Raw genomic sequence first — 19974 nt, forward strand, 5'->3', positions numbered from 1 at the left:
CCATACTAGAGAAAAAACGACTGTAAAATAAAGGGTTGTGCAAAATTAGGAGAAGGTCGTACAGTATGTTGTAACGGATAGACGTTACACATCAGTTATCCGCAAAAACAAGTAAGCGTTACAGGAACTTTAATTGCTGTAACGGGAGGGGGATAGAATGAGGAAAAATGTAGTTGGTTATGTACGTGTTTCAACGGAAGGGCAAGTACGTGATGGATACAGCCTCATGTATCAAGTGGAAGAAATTAAGCGATATTGTGAGGACAATCACTTGAATTTGCTTCATATCTATGAAGATAAAGGTATCAGCGGAGCCACAGTGGATGAAAATGGGCTGACGATAGAGCGAGAAGGGTTACAAAAGCTATTAGCAGATATGGAATCCGCCCAAGTGAGCCAAGTCATTGTACTGAATACATCCCGTTTATGGCGCTCTGATATGGCGAAAGTATTGATACAGCGTGAGTTGAAAAAATATAACGTCGATGTGAAAGCAATTGAGCAACTTAACTACAGTATTTACACATATGAACCCAATGACTTTTTAGTGAACGGTATGTTAGAACTGTTAGACCAGTACCAAAGGCTTGAAATTGCCTTGAAGTTGAGCCGCGGTAGAAAGAAAAAGGCAGAGCAAGGTGGCTACGCAGGTGGCGGTGTCATATTTGGGTATACAGTGAAGAAAGGGCAAAAAGTAGTCCGTATTGATGGAGAGAAAGCGGTCATTGTACGGCGGCTTTTTGCATTCAAGCACCTTTATCCGCATTGGTCGTTATCTCAATTAGCAGAACAGTTGAATGCGGAAGGACACCGAACAAAGAAAGGGAAACGATTTACGAAAGTGCAAGTGAAGCGCATTTTAGACAGGGAAAGTTTTTATAAAGGCCTGTATACATATGGACAAATACAAGTAAATGGGCAACATCCTGCAATTATTTGAGGGGTTACTTAAAAAAGAGGTGCATTTTCTTATATATATTTGTGTAAAGATGAAAATGGATAGGCTTTCGTACCAATGCGCACGAATAGGTGAACGCTCGAACTAAGGTTGCCGGCATTTTCATTTATTAAAATGACGAGGAGAATGTAGCGTGCATGAAAAACAGAAATATCTATATATTGGCGTAGATTTACATAAACAGCACCATGTAGCGGTGGTGATGGATTGTTGGCAACAAAAGGTAGATGAAATCAAATTTGAAAATAAACCGGCTGCTTTTTCAACCTTTTTATTGGCTGTTTATCAACAAGTAGAGGATGACTTAACCCCGATTTTTGGTTTAGAAGATGTTGGCGGGTATGGGCGAGCATTAGCCAAATATTTAACAGATCATGCGCAAATTGTGAAGGAAGTCAATCCCGCTCTTTCCTATGCGGAGCGAAAAAGCCATATGACCACACAAAAAAGCGATAGTTGGGATGCAGAATGTGTAGCAAGGATTTTGGTAAACAGGCTAGACCAGTTACCAGATGTGAAACCAGATGATTTATATTGGTCGATACAACAGTTAGTGACAAGAAGAAACGGTTTAGTAAAGGCACAAGGTGCTTCAAAGAACCAACTGCATGTTCAATTGAGCCACCATTATCCAAGCTATAAGAAGTTTTTCTCGGAAATAGACGGTAAAACAGCCTTGGCATTTTGGGAACGTTACCCTTCACCTGCTTGTTTGGAAGGACTGACGTTACAACAGCTAACGACCTTTTTATTAGAGGCGAGCCGTAATACATGCTCAGTGAAAAAAGCGAGCGACATTTTAAAAAGGGTGCAAGAGGATGGCAACACCATTAAGGGACATCAAGAAACACAACATTTTTTAATTAGGAGCATTGTCCGAGATATTTCATTTAAAAAGCAGGAAATGCGCATGATAGAAAAAGAATTAAAAGGATTAATGAGCTTATTAGATATTCAATTAGAGACGATGCCAGGCATAGACCTTGTGACAGCGTCGGCTTTCATTGCAGAAATAGGTGATATACGCCGTTTCCCAAATGCCAACAAATTAGCCCGATTTGCAGGGATTGCGCCAGTTTTCTTCGGGTCTGGTGGAAAAGGAAGAGAGCAAAAAAGCAAGCAAGGAAATCGGGCATTACACACCTTATTTTATAATCTAGCCGTTCAGCAAGTACAAGTAGCAAAAGGAAGTAAGCGACCAAGGAATCCCGTATTCCATGCTTACTACCAACAAAAGCTAAAAGAAGGAAAAACAAAGGGACAAGCATTGGTATGTATCATGAGAAGGCTTGTCAACATTATATACGGCATGATGAAGCACAAAACCGCCTATGAATTGCCGATAATAAAAGAAGAGAAAGAAGTAGTTTAATAGGTAAAACAACGCTGATTTTTTTATTAGTAGATTTTAAGATTACAACATAGGGTACGGTTAATCTTAAACCTGGTACACTAAATAATGTAGAAGCAAGGAAGTGGTATTTAGAGCAGGAAGCCAATATCCCTAACTTAATAAACAAAAATGCTCCAATAGAGAAACAGGCTAGACAAGCTTTTGAATTGAGAAACCAATATCGAACTCAGGCGAGGGAGCTAATGGCTGATAGAGATGCGGCTACATCATTATATAAGTCAGATCCTAATTTGACTTGGGAACAAATTGTTCAACGGCAAAAAGATAAAGGTCTAACTGGTGATGATATATACAAAGGGATTATTGAAAGTTCTCAAAAATCTAGGAAAAGTGTAAATGAATCATTGGGATTAGAGTGAGAGGAGGTTTAGTGTGGTAAGAATTGTAAAACATATCTCTGAAGATGGAAAAGTTGATTTTGAGTTTGTCGGGTTTGAGTTATGGGAAGACTTCGATACTTTAATAAATATTCTGAAAACCCAAATGCACGCAATAATTGTTGATAAAATTGAGGGAATATATTCAAGATACTGTACTTTTGAAATGGACAATATACCATTTAAGTTGATGTACCATGAGGACATGGGTAATTGTCTATGCCCGGTTAAAGATAGCGGAGAGGATATTATTTTTTTGGAGAACCTAGCCCATAAAATGTTACCGTTCATAATTGAATCTTTGTAAAAGAACCTTGAGTAGTCATAACCTTGATTGGCTATAATGCCTTTCAAGGTTTTTTGAATTTACGACTTTATGGTTATATTTCTCTGAAATTAGAATCAAAAACTCATGATGGTAAGCGGACAAACGAGATTGGTTTCAGTGCCATTTAAATAAAATGTCCAAACTTACTACGCGATTAATATTAGCACACGAGAATGACAAAAATCGTGGTAATAAAGGTGGGAATAAACTAGTCATAAGGCAAGTAAGGTCAACATGAACGATTTCTTTTAATTCATAACTTATGAAGGTAGTACCATCATGGAGTATCATGTTTATACTTGGACTGGCTGAAAGGAAACGAGAAATAGGTGAGATGACATTTTACATGGTAGGGGTAGTAATAACATGGCATAGGCAATAAACTAACGAAATCGCATAAGATCGTGGCGATAAACAATGGATAACGTAAAAAGGTGTTCTTACTCTGCGTTGGATTTTAAATTTTAGGTTGTATCTTTACAAGAGATGGTCGTATAATGCTCGCTATTCGTTTAAAAAGCGTTACGAAAATTAAAATTTATGTAACGGGAGGGTGAAAAGTTGAACGTTGTTGGTTATATACAAGTCTCCCCTCAAGGGCAAGCCAAACAAGGATATAGTTTGAAATATCAAGAAGATGAAATTAAAGCATATTGTGAGGAACAAGGATTGAACTTGATACACATTTTTAGAGATGAAGGTATAAGTGGTGCAAAACTAAGTGAAGAAGCATTGGAAATAGACAGGGTGGGCTTACAAGAAATGTTGGCTCACCTTTCTTCTGTCCAAATTAATTATGTGGTGGTGTTCAATACAAGCCGATTATGGTGGTCGGATAGTGTGAAGGTGTTGATACAACGAGAGTTGAAGAAATATGGCTGTGATATTAAAAGTATTGAACAGCAGTTTTACAGCATTCACAAAAAAGACCCAAATGACTTTTTGGTTAATGGGTTAATGGAGTTATTAGACCAATATCAACGGCTTGAAATAGCACTGAAACTAACGAAAGGAAGAAATAAAAAAGCAAAGGAAGGTAGATATGCAGGAGTAAGGGCTACATTTGGTTATACAAAACAAAAAGGTGAAAAGGAGCTAAAGATACATAACGGTCAAGCAGAAGTAGTTAAACGGTTGTTTGAACTAAAACAGCTACATAAGAAATGGTCACTGTCTAGGTTGGCAGAAGCATTAAATGAGGAAGGGTATAGAACAACTCAAGGTAAAATGTTTACCAAAGTACAAGTAAAACGCATTTTAGACCGAGAAAGCTTCTATCAAGGAATCTATACATATGGACAAATACAAGCAAATGGGTAACATCAAGCAATAATTTAACAAGGTACTTAAAGAAAACGCTTATTTTACTATATATTCTATGAGGACATGAAAATGGATAGGCTTTCGTACCAATGCGCACCTGAAGGTGAATGCTCGAACTAAGGTTGGCGGCATTTTCATTCAATAGTTGACAACTGAATAGGAGGATGAACCATGCATGAAAAACAGAAACACATTTATGTGGGTGTAGACTTACATAAACATCATCATGTGGCAGTGATTATTAATTGTTGGCGAGAGAAGCTTGATGAAATAAAGGTTGAAAATAAACCGTCCGCTTTTTCAACATGTTTACTAGATATTGATAAACTGACAGAAGAAGGGTTGACACCTGTATTTGGCTTAGAAGATGTGGGTGGTTACGGTCGAGCACTGGCACAATATCTAACTGACCATGGACAAGTTGTAAAAGAAGTAAATCCAGCACTTTCATACGCTGAACGAAAAAGCCACATGACCACACAAAAAAGTGACAGTTGGGATGCGAATTGTGTGGCGCGCATATTGGTAAATAAACTTGACCAATTGCCAGACGCAAAGCCACATGATTTATTTTGCTCAATACGATAACTGGTCACTAGAAGAAATGCATTGGTGAAAGCACAAGGTGCTTTGAAGAACCAACTTCACATTCAATTGAACCACCATTATCCAGGCTATAAGAAGTTTTTCTCAGAGGTGGATGGAAAAACAGCACTAGTATTTTGGGAAAAGTACCCTTCACCATCTTGCTTAGAGGGTGTGAGTGTAAAACAGTTGACTACCTTTTTATTAGAAGTGAGTAATAATACGTGTTCGGTGAAAAAAGCAAACGAAATATTGAAGCTAGTAAAAGAGGATGGGAATACAACAAAAGAATATCAAGAAACACGAAATTTTTTGGTAGAAAGCATTTTGCGCCATATTTTATTTGGAAAGCAGGAAATAGGCAAGGTGGAAAGAGAATTAAAAGAGTTAATGAGCTTACTAGACTTTCACCTAGACTCTATGCCAGGAATTGACCTTGTGAGAGCTTCCGCATTAATTGCCGAGATAGGTGATGTAAGGCGCTTTCCTAATGCCAATAAATTAGCACGATTTGCGGGGATTGCGCCTGTTTACTTTGGTTCTGGCGGGAAAGGCAAGGAACAAAAAAGCAAACAGGGAAATCGGGCGCTGCACGCTATATTTTATAACCTCGCCGTACAACAAGTGCAAGTAGCAAAAGGGAGTAAACTTCCAAGAAACCCAGTGTTCTATGCTTACTACCAAAGGAAACTTAAAGAAGGCAAAACAAAGGGACAAGCATTGGTTTGTATCATGAGAAGGCTTGTGAACATTGTTTATGGAATGATGAAAAATAAAACTGCTTATAAATTACCGATAATACAAGAGAGAGAAGTAGTTTAATAAGGTTTTAGATGGGTTATTTTTTAACTTTTAGATTTTAAGATTACAACATAGGGTACTGGAAAAGTTGATTTGACTACAATAACTAACCCTGAAGATTTCTTAGATATAGTAATGGAGCGACAGGGACTAGATAAATTACCTGGAAGATTCAAAGAAAAGTGGATGGATGGTGACTATAAATACGAGATAAGGGCTCACGAAGCTGAAACTCAGTATGGAAAAACTGGTAGTATTTATAGAGTAGGGAGACAGAAACCAGGTAACGGAACAGAATATATGGATTCTAATGGGAAATGGCATCATGAAAGTACACTGAAGGAAACGCATAAAGATGGGCGGCCAAACCCTTTATTTAATGAAGAGGCTGCGAGAAATACACATATTCAGTTAAATAGATAAGGAAGTGATAATATTGAGTGACCAAAGATTTTTAATGGATGAAAATGAAGTAATGCAAATAATAACGCGAATTAATGAGTACGTTTCTCAAGAGTTATGGATGGATTTTGATGTTACTTTATCAAATGGGTGGGATTTAACAATTATAGGTAGGTTGGATAATACCACAAAGAAAGTTAATATTGAAATCAATTTTGAGCAAGTCCACTTTGTTTCTCTGCCTTTTGGTTGGAAAACGGATACATCATACCCAATAATTAAGTTGGCCAATGAGGAAGAAATAGAGAATTTAACAGATAAATTTGAAGTGGACAAAGGTAACTATATTTTTAAGTTCATTGCTGAAGGTTTTGATAGTGAAAAATATTACTTTGTGGGAGCAAAAAAAATTTCCTGTTTATTGCTTGATAAGCAAACAAATGAGTTAAAATAACATGCAAAGTTTAATGTGGAAAATTTGTTGAGCTACTCAGTAGAATATAAGTTATTATATGTTACTGCTAGAAAATTGTATGTTCCAGAATCGCGAGTTCTTGAAGGCTGTACCATTTAGTTATTTTAATAAAGAGATAACGAGAAAAGAACAAAAATTGGATGAGATTATATTTAAACAGCAAGGGTAGTATAACTAACGAACCAACGGGAATGACATAGCTCTTGGCGCTAAATAAGCGTATGATATTAATATATAGTCATATCCTTTTGGTTAGTCAGCACTCTTCTATTGCTTTCGTAAGTGCCAGATATACAAGATAATATATGACTTGAAGCACTTGATTATCCTATTGCGGGTAACAAGTGTTTTTTCATATTTTTATATCTTCATGTACATCGTGTGAAAAGATAAGGATTATTTGGTTAGCTTACTAAATGTTAAACATTTTAAAGGTACTAATATACAAGGGAATAAAGCTTCTTTGAAAAGCACTAAAGGTAACAAAAAGAAGATCCTAAAAGGTATAGAATCTGGAGAGAAGTCCTTTAGTTTGGTATTGAAAGTAGCTGACCTTGTACCTAGTATCTCCAATGTTAAGACCGGATTTAAAGGAGTCGATACAGCAGGTAAGCAAAAGCAACGATCCAGATCTGGAGGAAATCTATGCTGCACTGGCCAAGCAGGCAGAAGGCATGGATGTTAGCAGCCCGTCCTCACCTGGTACCTATTCGGCGAAGGAAGAGATCACCTATGAAGGCATGCGGAAGGTGCTTGGGGGAAATGGCTCAGGTACACCGGACGGGCTTGCGCTATATGCCAAATCTATGGGGCCATCTGCCAAGTATGTATTCGATTTCTTTACGGAGGATATTCGGACCATACTGGACCCAGAAGCAACAGCAGTTGAAAAAGCAATGGCTATCGGGTTTACCTTCTTTAAGCCTGCGAAGCTATTGGATAAGGCAGGAGACGTTGCAGGGGCTGCGAGGGATGCAGGTAAGGCTGTTGATAGGGGTAGGGGTACGGGTGAACTTAAGCATCCAGTTTTAGATAATCCACGAGTAGGTAGTGCATTAAAAGATGATTTTTATCATAACTTTAATGATATAATTGATAATTATGCAGATGATGCTCAAAGATTTGATTTGCCAAATAAAAAAGGACATATGGATTCGTTGTATCAGATAGAAGGTTCAGTGGTTAAGTATGAAACGAAATATGTAAAGGTTAAGAATAACGCCTCTGAAATGATACAGACGAAAGAAACAAAAGATGGAGTGTTTGAATGGGTGGTAGATCCTAAGACTAACACAGTAACCCATAGAACATTTATACCTGGTGGCAAAGTTACAGGAAAAATAAATCAATGGGGGAAATAGGAAATTGTATAAAATCGAAATAGTTGAGAAAAATGGATTTAATTGTAACTGGGCTACGTTATTTATTGGTAGACAGTTTAAGTTAATATCTTCCTTAGAAGTAACAAATTACGCTACCGAATATCTAAAGAATAATCCTAATGTTAATAATGAGTTCATCCTTGAATTGGCGTGGGAACAAGTAGAAGATAAAGTAGAAGATAAAGTAGATGATATACTTGAAAGAATAATCTCTGACAGTTCTTCGGAAGACATGGCTAAAGAGTATCATAAGTGGTTATATAGTATTATAAAAGAGGCATATAATAATTATTCTGATGAAAATATCTTTGAAGAAATTGAAAATATTTTTTCAATGTTTAATACGCCCCAAAATATGTATGACTTTTTTAGAAAAGTATCGGATGCATTTTATTATCCATCTGATTCAAAACATACAATTAAAGAACTTGTTGAGGAGTTTTTGGATGCGGAGAAGCAATTAATATTATAATAACTAGAGAGTTTAAAGAGAACGATGGACTAATAAGCCATCGTGAAAGAAAGTTTAATTGATATAGATATCTTTGTAAAAGAGACACTCATAAATGCACAAAAGTTTTTAAGCTTTGTATCAGTATTAAACCCTCAATTATTAAAAAGTGAAAATATAAAAATGGTACAAAATTTAATCTATGAGCTAGAGCTTAGTTTGTAGTAAAAATAATCTTCCTTTTAGATAATTGATGTTGATTAATGCTTATAGATTAGAGTCAGCAATAGACGCAAACTCATTGTCTATATCTTCTAAGAAAGCTAGACACATAATAATTTATCCAGATATTTTATTTTCAATCCTATCAGCAGAACTTACAATACAATCAATAAACCATAATGTGAGCTAGGCGCTTGTATTGTGGTTTGTGTTTTTTATAAATGGTCTATAAAATCCTATTGCCAGGGCATAAGGCTACGGGTAATACTAATCTGACTGAATCTTCATTACCTAATGGGAGTAAGCCAAAAGGAGAATACACAAAGGGTGATTCACCTGGTGTTAAGAAAGAGAATGAAACAGCAGAGTTCTTGGCAAATAAGGGCTATGAAATAAAAATGTTAAATGAAGTAAATGGCGGTAATGGTCACGGTATAAAAGCAACATCTAATCCAGATTTTCTCATTGAAGGCAAAGTATTTGATTGTTATGCTCCAACACCAAATACGAAGACAGATAATGTCCTTAGGACCCATAACAAGTAAAACAAAAACACAGGCAGAAAGAATTGTTCTTAATGTGGATAATTTTCCACCTGAGAAAATTCTTGAAATTACTGAAGGTATTTAAAGAAAAGCTAATCCAAATGGAGATTTGAAAAACTTAAAAGAATTACTTATTGTGAACGACGGAAAAATTACACGAGTATTTGGAGAGGAGAAATAAATGGATTACGAATTGTTTTTAAGCTCTAATTTAAGTTGTAAATCCCTGGCGGAAATTATTCGAAGTATAATAGTTGAATCTGTGAACGAAGAGATAACTGTTCACATTAGTGAAGAAGAAATAGTTATTGGGATTAAGTATTTTTCATTAGCTCTAGAAATTGAGGATATATCTGACATAGCTTTTATTAGAAGGCATTACGATTTAGATGTAAATGTATGCATTAGAGTTCAATTATTTGGTAACACTTTCTATCAAGGAATAGAAGTTTTGTTTAAAGTTATTGGGAATCTTATGAGACAAGTTGGCGGAAATCTATTGTTTTTAGAAAACGGTTCGGATCAATTACTTAGAAAAGAGAATGGTCAGTTAATTGTCAATAGTGATTTAGATCAATACCAGGTAAAATATTTAACCAAGAGTTTGCTTAGTTTTCTTGAACATTCTTACATTAAAGAAAAATTGCCAAACTAGGCATTTGGTTATTATAAACGAATAAAACCATTATAATTATAGAAGAAATTAACATCTACCTAAAAGTTAGAGCAGTCTTAGGTGCACGAGCATTACTAGATGATAATGACCTAAGAATTGAGCAGGAATAGGAAGAGTTAATTGTTTTACTAAGTAAAGATGAAAACTTGACTTTGAGTTTTTTAAAGGTTTGTACAAAAAAACAGAACTTTCATTTTTAAGTGAGGTTGTTGAAGAAGTGGCTTATAATTTACAAAGTAAAAAGTATATTGAATTAATATATTGCCTAGATCAAAGATACCTAGATTTAAACTTAAAGAGAAGTATACGAATTGCTGAGGAGTACATGGATTAAATTTGAGATATCAAAGTTTTGAATCCAAAAGTTTATGCGAAAAATTACTTTATTTAGACTAATTACTTCTTTAGAAGAAACAAATAATGATATTTTGTATCAAGAGAGATTAATCCTGGTTTCCAAGCAAAAACCTTGATTGGCTAAATGCCTTTCAAGGTTTTTTCTCTGATGATAAAATTAGCTGATACATTCGAGACAATTTAAAACCGATTTATCTGCGAGTGGAAAGCTCAAGTAGGCTGCAATAATATTTTGTTTCATTATACGGATGACGAGAATAGCAAAGTTCGAGGATAAAGCGGGATTGACAGATGTCAATTTCCCAGCTGATACCTGGTCTGCGATGGCTTCACGGTCCAGCCTGGGCATGGCGATAGCTGCCCAGCAGGCACCAGTCGGCAGTGTGGCACATGCGCTGCATGAACAGAATCAGCTTACTATGATGCTGCAGGCTTCCTTATCCAATATGGCGCCAATCCGATTCGGCTTTGGCGGATTTGCGCAAAAGCCCTACCCAACGTATGGCCCTGTGATGCTCGGCTTAGGGAACCTATCACCAGGCAATCAAACAAGTGAAACGGTGCAGCAGGTAAGCAAAAGCAGCGATCCAGATCTGGAGGAAATCTATGCTGCACTGGCCAAGCAGGCAGAAGGCATGGATGTTAGCAGCCCGTCCTCACTTGGTACCTATTCGGCGAAGGAAGAGATCACCTATGAAGGCATGCGGAAGGTGCTTGGGGGAAATGGCTCAGGTACACCGGACGGGCTTGCGCTATATGCCAAATCTATGGGGCCATCTGCCAAGTATGTATTCGATTTCTTTACGGAGGATATTCGGACCATACTGGACCCAGAAGCAACAGCAGTTGAAAAAGCAATGGCTATCGGGTTTACCTTCTTTAAGCCTGCGAAGCTATTGGATAAGGCAGGAGACGTTGCAGGGGCTGCGAAGGATGCAGGGAAGGCTGTAGAGGCTGTTGATGATGTGAAGAGCACAGGTAAGGCAGTTGGTAAGGGTACGGGTAATTATACTGGAGGAAGAACAAAAGCAGAGTTGGATGAATTGGCACATGATCCAGCTCATGCAGGCTCTACAAGGCAGATTGATATGGATAAAGGAAAACATGAAGCAAGGGTTGGTCTAGAATTGGAGGAGGCTAAGAAACTAGATGGGCCAATAACTAGAGATCCGTCTGGCAAGGCTGAATTTTTTGATGCCAAAGGGCAAGCCTGGGATGTCAAGTCTTTTAACTCAAATTATCCTCCTAAAAAGGGAGGTTATAAACTTGAAAACGCAATGAAGTCAATTGATAAATCTTTAGAAGAAGGAGAAAATGTTATACTTGATGTTTCTAATATGAGTAAGGATAATAAAACAGGGCTTTTGCAAGAAATTTCAAATCGAGGTTTAAAGGATAAAGTAGTAGTGTGGCCTTAGGAGGTGCTAATATATGGATTTATTTACTAAACTAAAAAAATATAAAGAGTTTTCAATGGGATTATCTGAAGAAGTGTGTGAACTAATTTACGAAGATACTTCATTTGAGGACATAGTATTCACGGGATATGATTTGAATAATAGCAACTTCTTAGAGGTTAAGTTTAATAGTTGTGATTTTTCAAAAGTATATTTAAGTGGAGCAACGCTTTGTGGTAGTGTTTTTGACAAATGTAAGTTCTCAGAAAATACTTTTAGGAAAGGTAATGCTGACTATTCAATTTTTAATTCAACAGAAATAAATAGATTTGATTTATTTAGAACTACTTTTTATGAATCTCAATTTAACAATGTGAACGTTTTCGATTCCAAATATGAATTAACCTATTTGGATGATTCGCATTTTTTAGAAGTGGTTTTTAAAAATACACAGTTTAAATCAGCATCATTTAATGATTCAACTTTTAAAAATGTAAAATTTATTAATTGTTACTTTGAGAAAACGACATTTCAAAATATTACAGGTTTTAGTGAGACCCAATTTGTAAATTCAACAATTGTAATTAATGGAGAGTCTAAAAGTGGCTTATCAAACCATGAGATGAAGACTTTACTACAATAAAATATTCTTCCGAAAAAACAATTATTCTAATCCTAGATTATTCATTAACATATAATAAAACCCGACAGAAAAACTGATCTATCAGCTTTTTTGTCGGATTTTTTTCAGTTGAAAGATGAAAAAACAGTAGTGTGATAAATTATTTAGGAGTCTGTTTTCTAAAAATCTTTGATTAGTTGATCATATATTATGAACCTTAAAATAATGATGGTAAAGTTACAGTTAAATCAATTGAAACAATTGAATCAAACCCAAGTGCATCTAGTGGGAAGAGTGTAAATGAAATTGCTGGAGTTTTAAAGAGTGAAGATTATGATAAAGGCGCTGAATCTGTCGAAGGAGGAATCCTAAAAGGTATATAAATCGGAAGAGAAGTCCTTTAGCTGGGTATCTCTAATATTAAGGACGGACTCGAAGAAGTCTTCGGCGTAAATCCAATCAACGGCGACAAAATTAGCAGCTATTCCCGGAGAGCCGCTTGTCAGAGTAGGAGCTAAGGTAGGCAAAGGCGCCATTAATACGGGGAAAGAAGTGGTGAGACAAGTAAAGAATGTCCTTCATCCAGACAAGGTAAAAAAGCTGCCAAGAAAGTGTACGGCGATTATATAAAGTCTCCATTGCAGAAGAGTTATACGTATTTTAAAAATTATACGAAAAAATTAGGAGATGTAAAAACACCTCTTACGTATGAAGCAGCGACACCGCTAGGCAGCATAAAAGTGCCTAAGACAGTAAGTGAAATGGCACAGGACTTAAAGAAAGCCACTGTTCAGATGGCCAAGAAGCTGGATGAGAAGATTGGTGGTAAGGGTACGGGTAATCTTTCATATACACAAAAAGTAGATAAATATCAAGAAAGGACCCAGGCTATCCGTGATAATTTACCATCAAAATATAAGAAATATGGTAACGTTGCAGTAGCGGATGTTAATATTTCTGGACTTAAGTCAGAATTTAAAGCGCATAGTAGAATTCATAAAGAATATGAAGGTGGTTTTTCATATGTCATTGGTGAAGGTAAATTTCCAGCTAAGTCAGTTAACCATAAAGGAGAAACAGATGCACCAAATGCGTTCTTAAGAGCTAATGATACTGAACGTAAAATCCTTGAAGATATATCAAGGCAATTAGGCGATGATAAGACTGTTAAGGGAACAATTGATTTATTTACGGAGTTACCTGCTTGTGGAAGTTGTACAGATATAATTTTGCAGTTTAGAAAAGAATATCCGAATATCAAATTAAATGTATACTCGGGAGAATTTAAAGATTAGAAGGGAATGTATAAAATCAATGTTGAGTAGTTATGAAGAGCTTAATCAATATGTCATAGAAGATTTTGATGAATTTTTAAATGAAGGTTTATCTATTTCACAAGTAACTGAAAAACTTCTTGAAGAATACTATAGGGGGATAGTGAATAGTAAGGTTGAGAAATTAGTTATATATTTAAGAATTGCACTTTTGAGTATTGAAAGAAATTATCTTCGTGAAGATATTAAAGCTGAGTTAATGAGTATGATAAATGAACTCGAATCAATACCTACTAAAGAGGAAGTAGGTTCTGAAAATACAAAACAAATTTTATTAGACATCGAAAGATTTAAAAAGAAATCTAAGGATGTTAATAAAATTTTATAGTAAGGAAAAATTAGAATTAGTTGAGGTAATAAACAATGCGGTGTTTAAAATTATGATATCATGAAGGCAGTGTGAGTATTACTAAACAATAAAAAGCGTGAGAAGTAAGCAATATGACATTTTACACAGTGAGGGTAGTAAGACCAGGAAATAGTAACAAACAAATGATACTGCCAATGCTCGTGGCGATAAATACAAGGTATAATATGACAGAGTCATTTAAAACTTGTTTACGGTTAAAGATTCCTTGAATTTGAAATAATAACTCATGAAGGCTAGACCATCAAGGAGTCCTATTTTAACAATAAAGCAATAAGAGCGAGAATAGGCGAGATGACATTTTACTTACAAGGGCCACTTATGGATGGTATTAGTAACAACACACGAGATTAAACATGCTAAAGGGTTTAAACGTTACACTTGCCAAGTAGTATAAAAGATGTCATACTGTCGATATAAAATTACTTATAAAACTTTCAAATATATTAATAAACTTAGAAAATTTATAAACTTAAAGCACTTGATTGTCTATAACAGGCGACAAGTGCTTTTTCGTATTTCTATATTCATAGATAGAGAAGATGATGATTATTTAATTAGTGTACTAAGTGTTAAATTTTATACAAGTACTAGCATACAAGGGGAGGAGCAGGCAATGGAAATAGAGGTTTCGATAGATAAGTTTGTTATAGATTATAAGGATGTACCACATTCAGCATTTTTACGTGTTTATATGGTGGGGGTGCAGAAATATAAAGTGAAAATGAAGATTTATAGTGGAACATATAGCTATGAACTGCACATGCGGAAAAGTGACGATGTATACATTCATTTATATTTTAAAAACTTTAGAGAAACAGAAGGTCACTTACATACCCTAAGGATTGAGACAAGGCCAGAGCATTACTCACATTTCAAAGAAATACTAGAGAGGATAGGAATACGAGCAAGCCGAGTAGAATTTGTAAGCTGTGATGTAGCGTATGATATACAAACGGGCTTGGAAAATATAGTGGTGATACCGACAGACGCACGGAGGAATATGACACACTTTGATACAACACGGTATTTTGGTAGAAGTGACCAACGTAAACGGAATGGTTTCTGTAGGGTTTATGATAAACGACTAGAACTAGCAAGGAATAAAGGAATTTATTTAGCACATGAATTAAGCCGAATAGAAGTGGTGTACAAGGTAAATGAGCAAGTACTGCTTAAAGACCTCATGAAACATCCACCAAAACAGAATGAACACTATTTTGCGGCGGTGGTCATAGATGGGGAAGAATTTAAGAAAAAACAACAAGAACGGGTAGCTAGCATGCGAGATGGAAGAGATATGTATACACAGTATATACGGAGGGAAATAAAAAAGACCCTTACGAATCAGTATCGATTGGACTTCGATGAATTAGCAAGGGTGGAGTGGAAAAGATTGATAGAAGAACCAAGTTCAATTGTTCTTCGAGTAAGTTAATCGTTTATCTCCAATACAAGTAGGTCTTGGATCGAGACGTGTAATGTGTCGCACAAAGCTGAAAGAGTACTTAGATGCAGACGTTGTATGGGCTGAGTACATAAATCATTGACGGTATTAGGACGCAATGAGGCTTGCTTGGCAAGTTGCCGACGGCTCATTTGTTTTTCAATTAAAATTTCATTGAGACGTAGACGAATAGTAGAAGACATAATAAAAACACCACCTCTTTTTTGGATTGTAACGGTTACTTATAGTGTACGACCCTACTAGAGAAAAAACGACTGTAAAATAAAGGGTTGTGCAGAATTTGGGTAAGGTCGTACAGTATGTTGTAACGGATAGACGTTACACACAAGTTATCCGCAAAAAACGGGTAAGCGTTACAGGGACTTTAATTGCTGTAACGGGAGGGGCATTATGAAAGAAAAAGTAGTTGGTTATGTACGAGTTTCAACAAAAGGGCAAGTACGTGAAGGATATAGCTTAGCGTATCAAGTAGAAGAAATTGAGAGGTATTGTGACGAAAATAAGCTACAACTGCTTCACATATATGAGGATAGAGGACTCAGCGGAGCGACAGTTGATGAAGATGGATTAACTATTGAGCGAGAAGGCTTGCAAGAGCTATTGGCAGATATAGAATATCATCAAGTGAGCCAAGTAATTGTATTAAATACGTCTCGTTTGTGGCGCTCTGATATGGCAAAAGTATTGATACAACGAGAGTTGAAAAAATATAACGCAGATGTGAAAGCGATTGAGCAGCCAAATTACAGCATCTACACACATGAACCAAATGATTTTTTAGTGAATGGGATGTTGGAGCTATTAGACCAATATCAACGATTAGAGATTGCATTGAAACTAAGTAGGGGCAGAAAGAAAAAAGCTGAACAAGGTGGCTATGCAGGTGGCGGTGTCATGTTTGGTTATACAGTACAGAAAGGGCGAAAAGTATTAGAAGTGGATACAGAGAAAGCGATCGTTGTACGGAGGCTATTTGAATTAAGACATTTTTTTTAACATTGGTCACTATCTCAATTGGCAGAACAGCTTAACATGGAAGGCTATCAAACAGAGAAAGGAAAACGATTTACAAAAGTACAAGTGAAGCGCATTTTAGACCGTGAGAGCTTTTATCGGGGGATTTATACATATGGACAAATACAAGCAAATGGGCAACACCCTGCAATAATTTGAAGGGCTACTTAAAAAAGGTGCTCATTTACTTATATATCTTCATATAACGGTGAAAATGGATAGGCTTTCGTACCAATGCGCACCAGTTGGTGAACGCTCGAACTAAGGTTGCTGGCATTTTCATTCCATTGAATAGGAGGATAAGTTAATGCACGAACGACAGAAACATTTTTATGTGGGAGTAGACTTACATAAACATCCTCATGTGGCAGTGATTATTAATTGTTGGCGAGAGAAGCTTGATGAAATAAAGGTTGAAAATAAACCGTCCGCTTTTTCAACATGTTTACTAGATATTGATAAACTGACAGAAGAAGGGTTGACACCTGTATTTGGCTTAGAAGATGTGGGTGGTTACGGTCGAGCACTGGCACAATATCTAACTGACCATGGACAAGTTGTAAAAGAAGTAAATCCAGCACTTTCATACGCTGAACGAAAAAGCCGCATGACCACACAAAAAAGTGACAGTTGGGATGCGAATTGTGTGGCGCGCATATTGGTAAATAAACTTGACCAATTGCCAGACGCAAAGCCACATGATTTATTTTGCTCAATACGATAACTGGTCACTAGAAGAAATGCATTGGTGAAAGCACAAGGTGCTTTGAAGAACCAACTTCACATTCAATTGAACCACCATTATCCAGGCTATAAGAAGTTTTTCTCAGAGGTGGATGGAAAAACAGCACTAGCATTTTGGGAAAAGTACCCTTCACCATCTTGCTTAGAGGGTGTGAGTGTAAAACAGTTGACTACCTTTTTATTAGAAGTGAGTAATAATACGTGTTCGGTGAAAAAAGCAAACGAAATATTGAAGCTAGTAAAAGAGGATGGGAATACAACAAAAGAATATCAAGAAACACGAAATTTTTTGGTAGAAAGCATTTTGCGCCATATTTTATTTGGAAAGCAGGAAATAGGCAAGGTGGAAAGAGAATTAAAAGAGTTAATGAGCTTACTAGACTTTCACCTAGACTCTATGCCAGGAATTGACCTTGTGAGAGCTTCCGCATTAATTGCCGAGATAGGTGATGTAAGGCGCTTTCCTAATGCCAATAAATTAGCACGATTTGCGGGCATTGCGCCTGTTTACTTTGGTTCTGGTGGGAAAGGAAGGGAACAAAAAAGCAAGCAGGGAAATCGGGCGCTACACGCTTTATTTTACAACTTAGCCGTACAGCAAGTACAGGTGGTAAAAGGAAGTAAGCTGCCAAGAAATCCAGTATTCCATGCATACTATCAACGGAAGCTAAAAGAAGGCAAAACAAAGGGACAAGCATTAGTTTGTATCATGAGAACGCTTGTAAACATTATTTACGGCATGATGAAGCACAAAACAGCCTATAAATTGCCGATAATAAAAGAGGAAGAAGTAGTAGTTTAATAAGGTTGAAGATAGATGTTTTTTTATTAGTGGATTTTAAGATTACAACATAGGGTACGGGTAATGCTTTAAAGAGTATTAGAGGTTTAGATGATATATTAGATGACCCAAGTAAGTTAAAAGGAGTTAAGCCTGATGAGCTTCATAAATATCTAAAAGATAATGGATATAATCCACAACCACTAAGTGGAGGTTCATTAAAAGGAAAGACTTTTGAAGTTGGTGGTGGATTTAAGGTTAATTGGGGTGGTGACAGGATATTACAATATCATCCTGGGAGTAGACACCATGGTGGAGTTCCATATTGGAAGTTATCTTCAGGTAAAACTGGAACAAATCGTTATGACATGCAAGGGAATTTTATTAAATAATTCATAAGGATGAGATTATGGAACTAAAGAAAAAAATCGAAGAGATATTTCAGGAATTGAGTTTTGAAAAAGTTAGTGTGAATGGTATCCCACTATTTTCACAGGGTGGCATTTATTATAAAGTAACCTTTGTTAAAGGATTAAAATCGTACGTTATCGAATTTGCCAATAGTTATAATGAAGCGGTTAATAATGTTTTTGAAGATGGTGACCTATATCCGATTTCAATGAGTGAAGATGAATTAATTGATAAACTACGTGATGACTTAATTAATTATTATATTAATTAGTATTTTTATTTGACCTTGATTGGCTCCCAAGCCTTTCAAGGTCTATTTTTATTAGTAGGGCTACCCAGTGACGAATAGTTCATTTTTTTATGCAGAGAATATGGGTCACCTATGTAAAACGTAGATTATATTTTTACGAATTATGTAGTACGTGCAATGTCTTTGAAATGTATGCTTGATTTACTATCTATTTTGTTAAACAAAAAACCAGATGCTGTTGATGATGTGAAGAGCACAGGAAAGGCTGTTGATAAGGGGAAGGGTAAAGTTGGGAGATTTACCGAAGAACAAATCCAACAAATTTTAAAAGAAACAGCTAATGGGGTAAAGATCCATCCACTTAGACAGGCATATGAAAAAGAAGTAGCAGGCTTGGCTCAGAAAGCTGAGGAACTATTAAAGCAAGGAAGATCCGAAGCAGAAATCGCACAAATAATGAATCAAGCTAGAAGAGATATTGGTGTACAGTATAATAATGTTACCCCAGAACGTTTAAGGGAATACATTTACGAAGTAAACAAAGGGAGGTACGGAGATCCACTTGGCCTACCTACGAGTATTTAAAGGCAAACGGAAAAACAGACGCTCAAATTATACAGTCTGCCTCTAGACCAAATCCTGATGTGGACAAATTGCTTTCGAGTTTTGAAAAATGGTTAAAGGAGCAGAGAAAAAATGAATGTAATAGAATTGAAAAAATATGATGAAGCCGAGTACTGTGAATTAGAACTTTCAACTGGAAAGAAAATATTTGCAAAGTACAAAAAAGCCCCAGGATTTACAGGGTTGTATTTTAAGGATGATCAAAGTTTTTTTGCGATTTACCCAACAAAGACAGGTCCGCAAATTTATTTTGAAGGTAAGCAGTTGTCAATTAACAAAAATTTATTGATTTCATTAATTAAAAATGGTAAGAGACGTAAGTTTGTCATTGATGATTATAATATCGAAATAAATTATACGGAGTCTCCATATATTGGATTGGATATGTGGTCTGATGAAATTGATGTAGACTTATTTTATATGATAGAACAATCATATAAAAATGACGATTTTTATGAAAGATATACCTTGTGAGTTTTTGATATGTAATCTATTTTCGCTGGTTAAACGGTGGGCTAGTGCCAAATTAACCTAACACTAAACCAATAACACAGTTAAGCCATATGATACCCGCATAATGATTTCATCAATTCGTTGTACACACAGAGACGCTTGAATATTGTAAAAAACAGGTTGATTATGGTCAGATGATACCATGATTGACCT

The 19974-nt window shown here is 36.0% G+C and carries 21 protein-coding genes and 3 pseudogenes; 23 read left to right on the forward strand and 1 reads right to left on the reverse strand.

Features of this window, described 5'->3' with window-relative positions; all coding sequences use genetic code 11:
• Window positions 1–157 precede the first annotated feature (157 nt).
• The 18 genes and pseudogenes from AA0Y26_RS06525 (at window position 158) to AA0Y26_RS06610 (ending at window position 15454) form a co-directional block, all read left to right on the forward strand.
• Window positions 158–940, forward strand: coding sequence for a recombinase family protein (locus tag AA0Y26_RS06525; RefSeq protein ID WP_413366202.1), 783 nt, complete (start codon window positions 158–160; stop codon window positions 938–940).
• Window positions 941–1091: 151 nt separating this feature from the next.
• Window positions 1092–2330, forward strand: coding sequence for an IS110 family transposase (locus AA0Y26_RS06530; protein ID WP_413366204.1), 1239 nt, complete (start codon window positions 1092–1094; stop codon window positions 2328–2330).
• A 224-nt stretch (window positions 2331–2554) separates the two neighbouring features.
• Window positions 2555–2731 carry a hypothetical protein gene (locus AA0Y26_RS06535; RefSeq protein WP_413366205.1) on the forward strand — a complete coding sequence of 59 codons (177 nt, stop codon included), beginning with the start codon at window positions 2555–2557 and terminating at the stop codon, window positions 2729–2731.
• A gap of 13 nt (window positions 2732–2744) precedes the next feature.
• Window positions 2745–3056 carry a hypothetical protein gene (locus tag AA0Y26_RS06540; RefSeq protein WP_413366207.1) on the forward strand — a complete coding sequence of 104 codons (312 nt, stop codon included), beginning with the start codon at window positions 2745–2747 and terminating at the stop codon, window positions 3054–3056.
• A 582-nt stretch (window positions 3057–3638) separates the two neighbouring features.
• Window positions 3639–4397 carry a recombinase family protein gene (locus tag AA0Y26_RS06545; RefSeq protein ID WP_413366209.1) on the forward strand — a complete coding sequence of 253 codons (759 nt, stop codon included), beginning with the start codon at window positions 3639–3641 and terminating at the stop codon, window positions 4395–4397.
• A gap of 174 nt (window positions 4398–4571) precedes the next feature.
• Window positions 4572–5807 (forward strand): annotated as a pseudogene (locus tag AA0Y26_RS06550) (IS110 family transposase).
• A gap of 72 nt (window positions 5808–5879) precedes the next feature.
• Window positions 5880–6209, forward strand: a complete 330-nt coding sequence (locus tag AA0Y26_RS06555) for a hypothetical protein (RefSeq protein WP_413366211.1) — start codon at window positions 5880–5882, stop codon at window positions 6207–6209.
• Window positions 6210–6243: 34 nt separating this feature from the next.
• Window positions 6244–6642 (forward strand): hypothetical protein, encoded by a 399-nt coding sequence (locus AA0Y26_RS06560; protein ID WP_413366213.1) that lies wholly within the window; start codon window positions 6244–6246, stop codon window positions 6640–6642.
• A gap of 593 nt (window positions 6643–7235) precedes the next feature.
• Window positions 7236–8024: a hypothetical protein gene (locus tag AA0Y26_RS06565; protein ID WP_413366215.1), complete on the forward strand. Its 789-nt coding sequence runs from the start codon at window positions 7236–7238 to the stop codon at window positions 8022–8024.
• A gap of 4 nt (window positions 8025–8028) precedes the next feature.
• The gene (locus tag AA0Y26_RS06570) at window positions 8029–8517 is read left to right on the forward strand and encodes a DUF2247 family protein (protein ID WP_413366217.1); all 489 of its coding nucleotides are present in this window, start codon (window positions 8029–8031) and stop codon (window positions 8515–8517) included.
• Window positions 8518–8559: 42 nt separating this feature from the next.
• Complete coding sequence (locus AA0Y26_RS06575) at window positions 8560–8721, forward strand: hypothetical protein (protein WP_413366219.1); 162 nt, start codon at window positions 8560–8562, stop codon at window positions 8719–8721.
• A gap of 218 nt (window positions 8722–8939) precedes the next feature.
• On the forward strand, window positions 8940–9263 hold the full coding sequence (locus AA0Y26_RS06580) for a hypothetical protein (RefSeq protein WP_063180282.1): 324 nt from the start codon (window positions 8940–8942) through the stop codon (window positions 9261–9263).
• A 181-nt stretch (window positions 9264–9444) separates the two neighbouring features.
• The gene (locus AA0Y26_RS06585; RefSeq protein ID WP_063180277.1) at window positions 9445–9918 is read left to right on the forward strand and encodes a hypothetical protein; all 474 of its coding nucleotides are present in this window, start codon (window positions 9445–9447) and stop codon (window positions 9916–9918) included.
• 626 nt (window positions 9919–10544) lie between these two features.
• Window positions 10545–11714, forward strand: a complete 1170-nt coding sequence (locus AA0Y26_RS06590) for a hypothetical protein (RefSeq protein WP_413366221.1) — start codon at window positions 10545–10547, stop codon at window positions 11712–11714.
• A 13-nt stretch (window positions 11715–11727) separates the two neighbouring features.
• Window positions 11728–12336, forward strand: coding sequence for a pentapeptide repeat-containing protein (locus tag AA0Y26_RS06595; protein WP_413366222.1), 609 nt, complete (start codon window positions 11728–11730; stop codon window positions 12334–12336).
• Window positions 12337–12953: 617 nt separating this feature from the next.
• The gene (locus AA0Y26_RS06600) at window positions 12954–13610 is read left to right on the forward strand and encodes a deaminase domain-containing protein (protein ID WP_413366224.1); all 657 of its coding nucleotides are present in this window, start codon (window positions 12954–12956) and stop codon (window positions 13608–13610) included.
• 19 nt (window positions 13611–13629) lie between these two features.
• Window positions 13630–13977 (forward strand): hypothetical protein, encoded by a 348-nt coding sequence (locus AA0Y26_RS06605; RefSeq protein ID WP_259420521.1) that lies wholly within the window; start codon window positions 13630–13632, stop codon window positions 13975–13977.
• A 655-nt stretch (window positions 13978–14632) separates the two neighbouring features.
• Entirely contained in the window at window positions 14633–15454 is an 822-nt protein-coding gene (locus tag AA0Y26_RS06610; protein WP_413366226.1) for a replication initiation protein, read from the forward strand.
• On the opposite strand, the gene AA0Y26_RS06615 is transcribed toward AA0Y26_RS06610, so the two are convergent.
• Window positions 15451–15666 (reverse strand): helix-turn-helix domain-containing protein, encoded by a 216-nt coding sequence (locus AA0Y26_RS06615; RefSeq protein WP_107897808.1) that lies wholly within the window; start codon window positions 15664–15666, stop codon window positions 15451–15453. The genes AA0Y26_RS06610 and AA0Y26_RS06615 overlap by 4 nt on opposite strands.
• A 208-nt stretch (window positions 15667–15874) precedes the next feature.
• Here AA0Y26_RS06615 and AA0Y26_RS06620 point away from each other — a divergent pair.
• The 5 genes and pseudogenes from AA0Y26_RS06620 (at window position 15875) to AA0Y26_RS06640 (ending at window position 19782) form a co-directional block, all read left to right on the forward strand.
• Window positions 15875–16657, forward strand: a pseudogene (locus AA0Y26_RS06620) (recombinase family protein).
• Window positions 16658–16805: 148 nt separating this feature from the next.
• Window positions 16806–18044, forward strand: a pseudogene (locus tag AA0Y26_RS06625) (IS110 family transposase).
• 388 nt (window positions 18045–18432) lie between these two features.
• Window positions 18433–18705, forward strand: a complete 273-nt coding sequence (locus tag AA0Y26_RS06630) for a hypothetical protein (protein ID WP_036150220.1) — start codon at window positions 18433–18435, stop codon at window positions 18703–18705.
• 171 nt (window positions 18706–18876) lie between these two features.
• Window positions 18877–19269, forward strand: a complete 393-nt coding sequence (locus AA0Y26_RS06635; protein ID WP_413366229.1) for a hypothetical protein — start codon at window positions 18877–18879, stop codon at window positions 19267–19269.
• Between the two features lie 111 nt (window positions 19270–19380).
• A complete protein-coding gene (locus AA0Y26_RS06640; protein ID WP_413366231.1) occupies window positions 19381–19782 on the forward strand; it encodes a hypothetical protein in 402 nt (133 codons plus the stop codon).
• Window positions 19783–19974 lie beyond the last annotated feature (192 nt).

The sequence above is a fragment of the Lysinibacillus canaveralius genome, from assembly GCF_047301505.1.
In the GTDB taxonomy this organism is placed as follows: domain Bacteria; phylum Bacillota; class Bacilli; order Bacillales_A; family Planococcaceae; genus Lysinibacillus_B.

Excerpts from the sequence above, each read along its gene's own strand:
- AA0Y26_RS06635 (WP_413366229.1), top strand. The coding sequence starts at position 18,877 with ATGCTTGATTTACTATCTATTTTGTTAAACAAAAAACCAGATGCTGTT.
- AA0Y26_RS06565 (WP_413366215.1), top strand. The coding sequence starts at position 7,236 with ATGTTAAGACCGGATTTAAAGGAGTCGATACAGCAGGTAAGCAAAAGC.
- AA0Y26_RS06580 (WP_063180282.1), top strand. The coding sequence starts at position 8,940 with ATGGTCTATAAAATCCTATTGCCAGGGCATAAGGCTACGGGTAATACT.
- AA0Y26_RS06615 (WP_107897808.1), bottom strand. The coding sequence starts at position 15,666 with ATGTCTTCTACTATTCGTCTACGTCTCAATGAAATTTTAATTGAAAAA.
- AA0Y26_RS06525 (WP_413366202.1), top strand. The coding sequence starts at position 158 with ATGAGGAAAAATGTAGTTGGTTATGTACGTGTTTCAACGGAAGGGCAA.
- AA0Y26_RS06640 (WP_413366231.1), top strand. The coding sequence starts at position 19,381 with ATGAATGTAATAGAATTGAAAAAATATGATGAAGCCGAGTACTGTGAA.
- AA0Y26_RS06605 (WP_259420521.1), top strand. The coding sequence starts at position 13,630 with ATGTTGAGTAGTTATGAAGAGCTTAATCAATATGTCATAGAAGATTTT.
- AA0Y26_RS06585 (WP_063180277.1), top strand. The coding sequence starts at position 9,445 with ATGGATTACGAATTGTTTTTAAGCTCTAATTTAAGTTGTAAATCCCTG.
- AA0Y26_RS06535 (WP_413366205.1), top strand. The coding sequence starts at position 2,555 with ATGGCTGATAGAGATGCGGCTACATCATTATATAAGTCAGATCCTAAT.
- AA0Y26_RS06630 (WP_036150220.1), top strand. The coding sequence starts at position 18,433 with ATGGAACTAAAGAAAAAAATCGAAGAGATATTTCAGGAATTGAGTTTT.
- AA0Y26_RS06595 (WP_413366222.1), top strand. The coding sequence starts at position 11,728 with ATGGATTTATTTACTAAACTAAAAAAATATAAAGAGTTTTCAATGGGA.
- AA0Y26_RS06610 (WP_413366226.1), top strand. The coding sequence starts at position 14,633 with ATGGAAATAGAGGTTTCGATAGATAAGTTTGTTATAGATTATAAGGAT.
- AA0Y26_RS06560 (WP_413366213.1), top strand. The coding sequence starts at position 6,244 with ATGGATGAAAATGAAGTAATGCAAATAATAACGCGAATTAATGAGTAC.
- AA0Y26_RS06590 (WP_413366221.1), top strand. The coding sequence starts at position 10,545 with ATGACGAGAATAGCAAAGTTCGAGGATAAAGCGGGATTGACAGATGTC.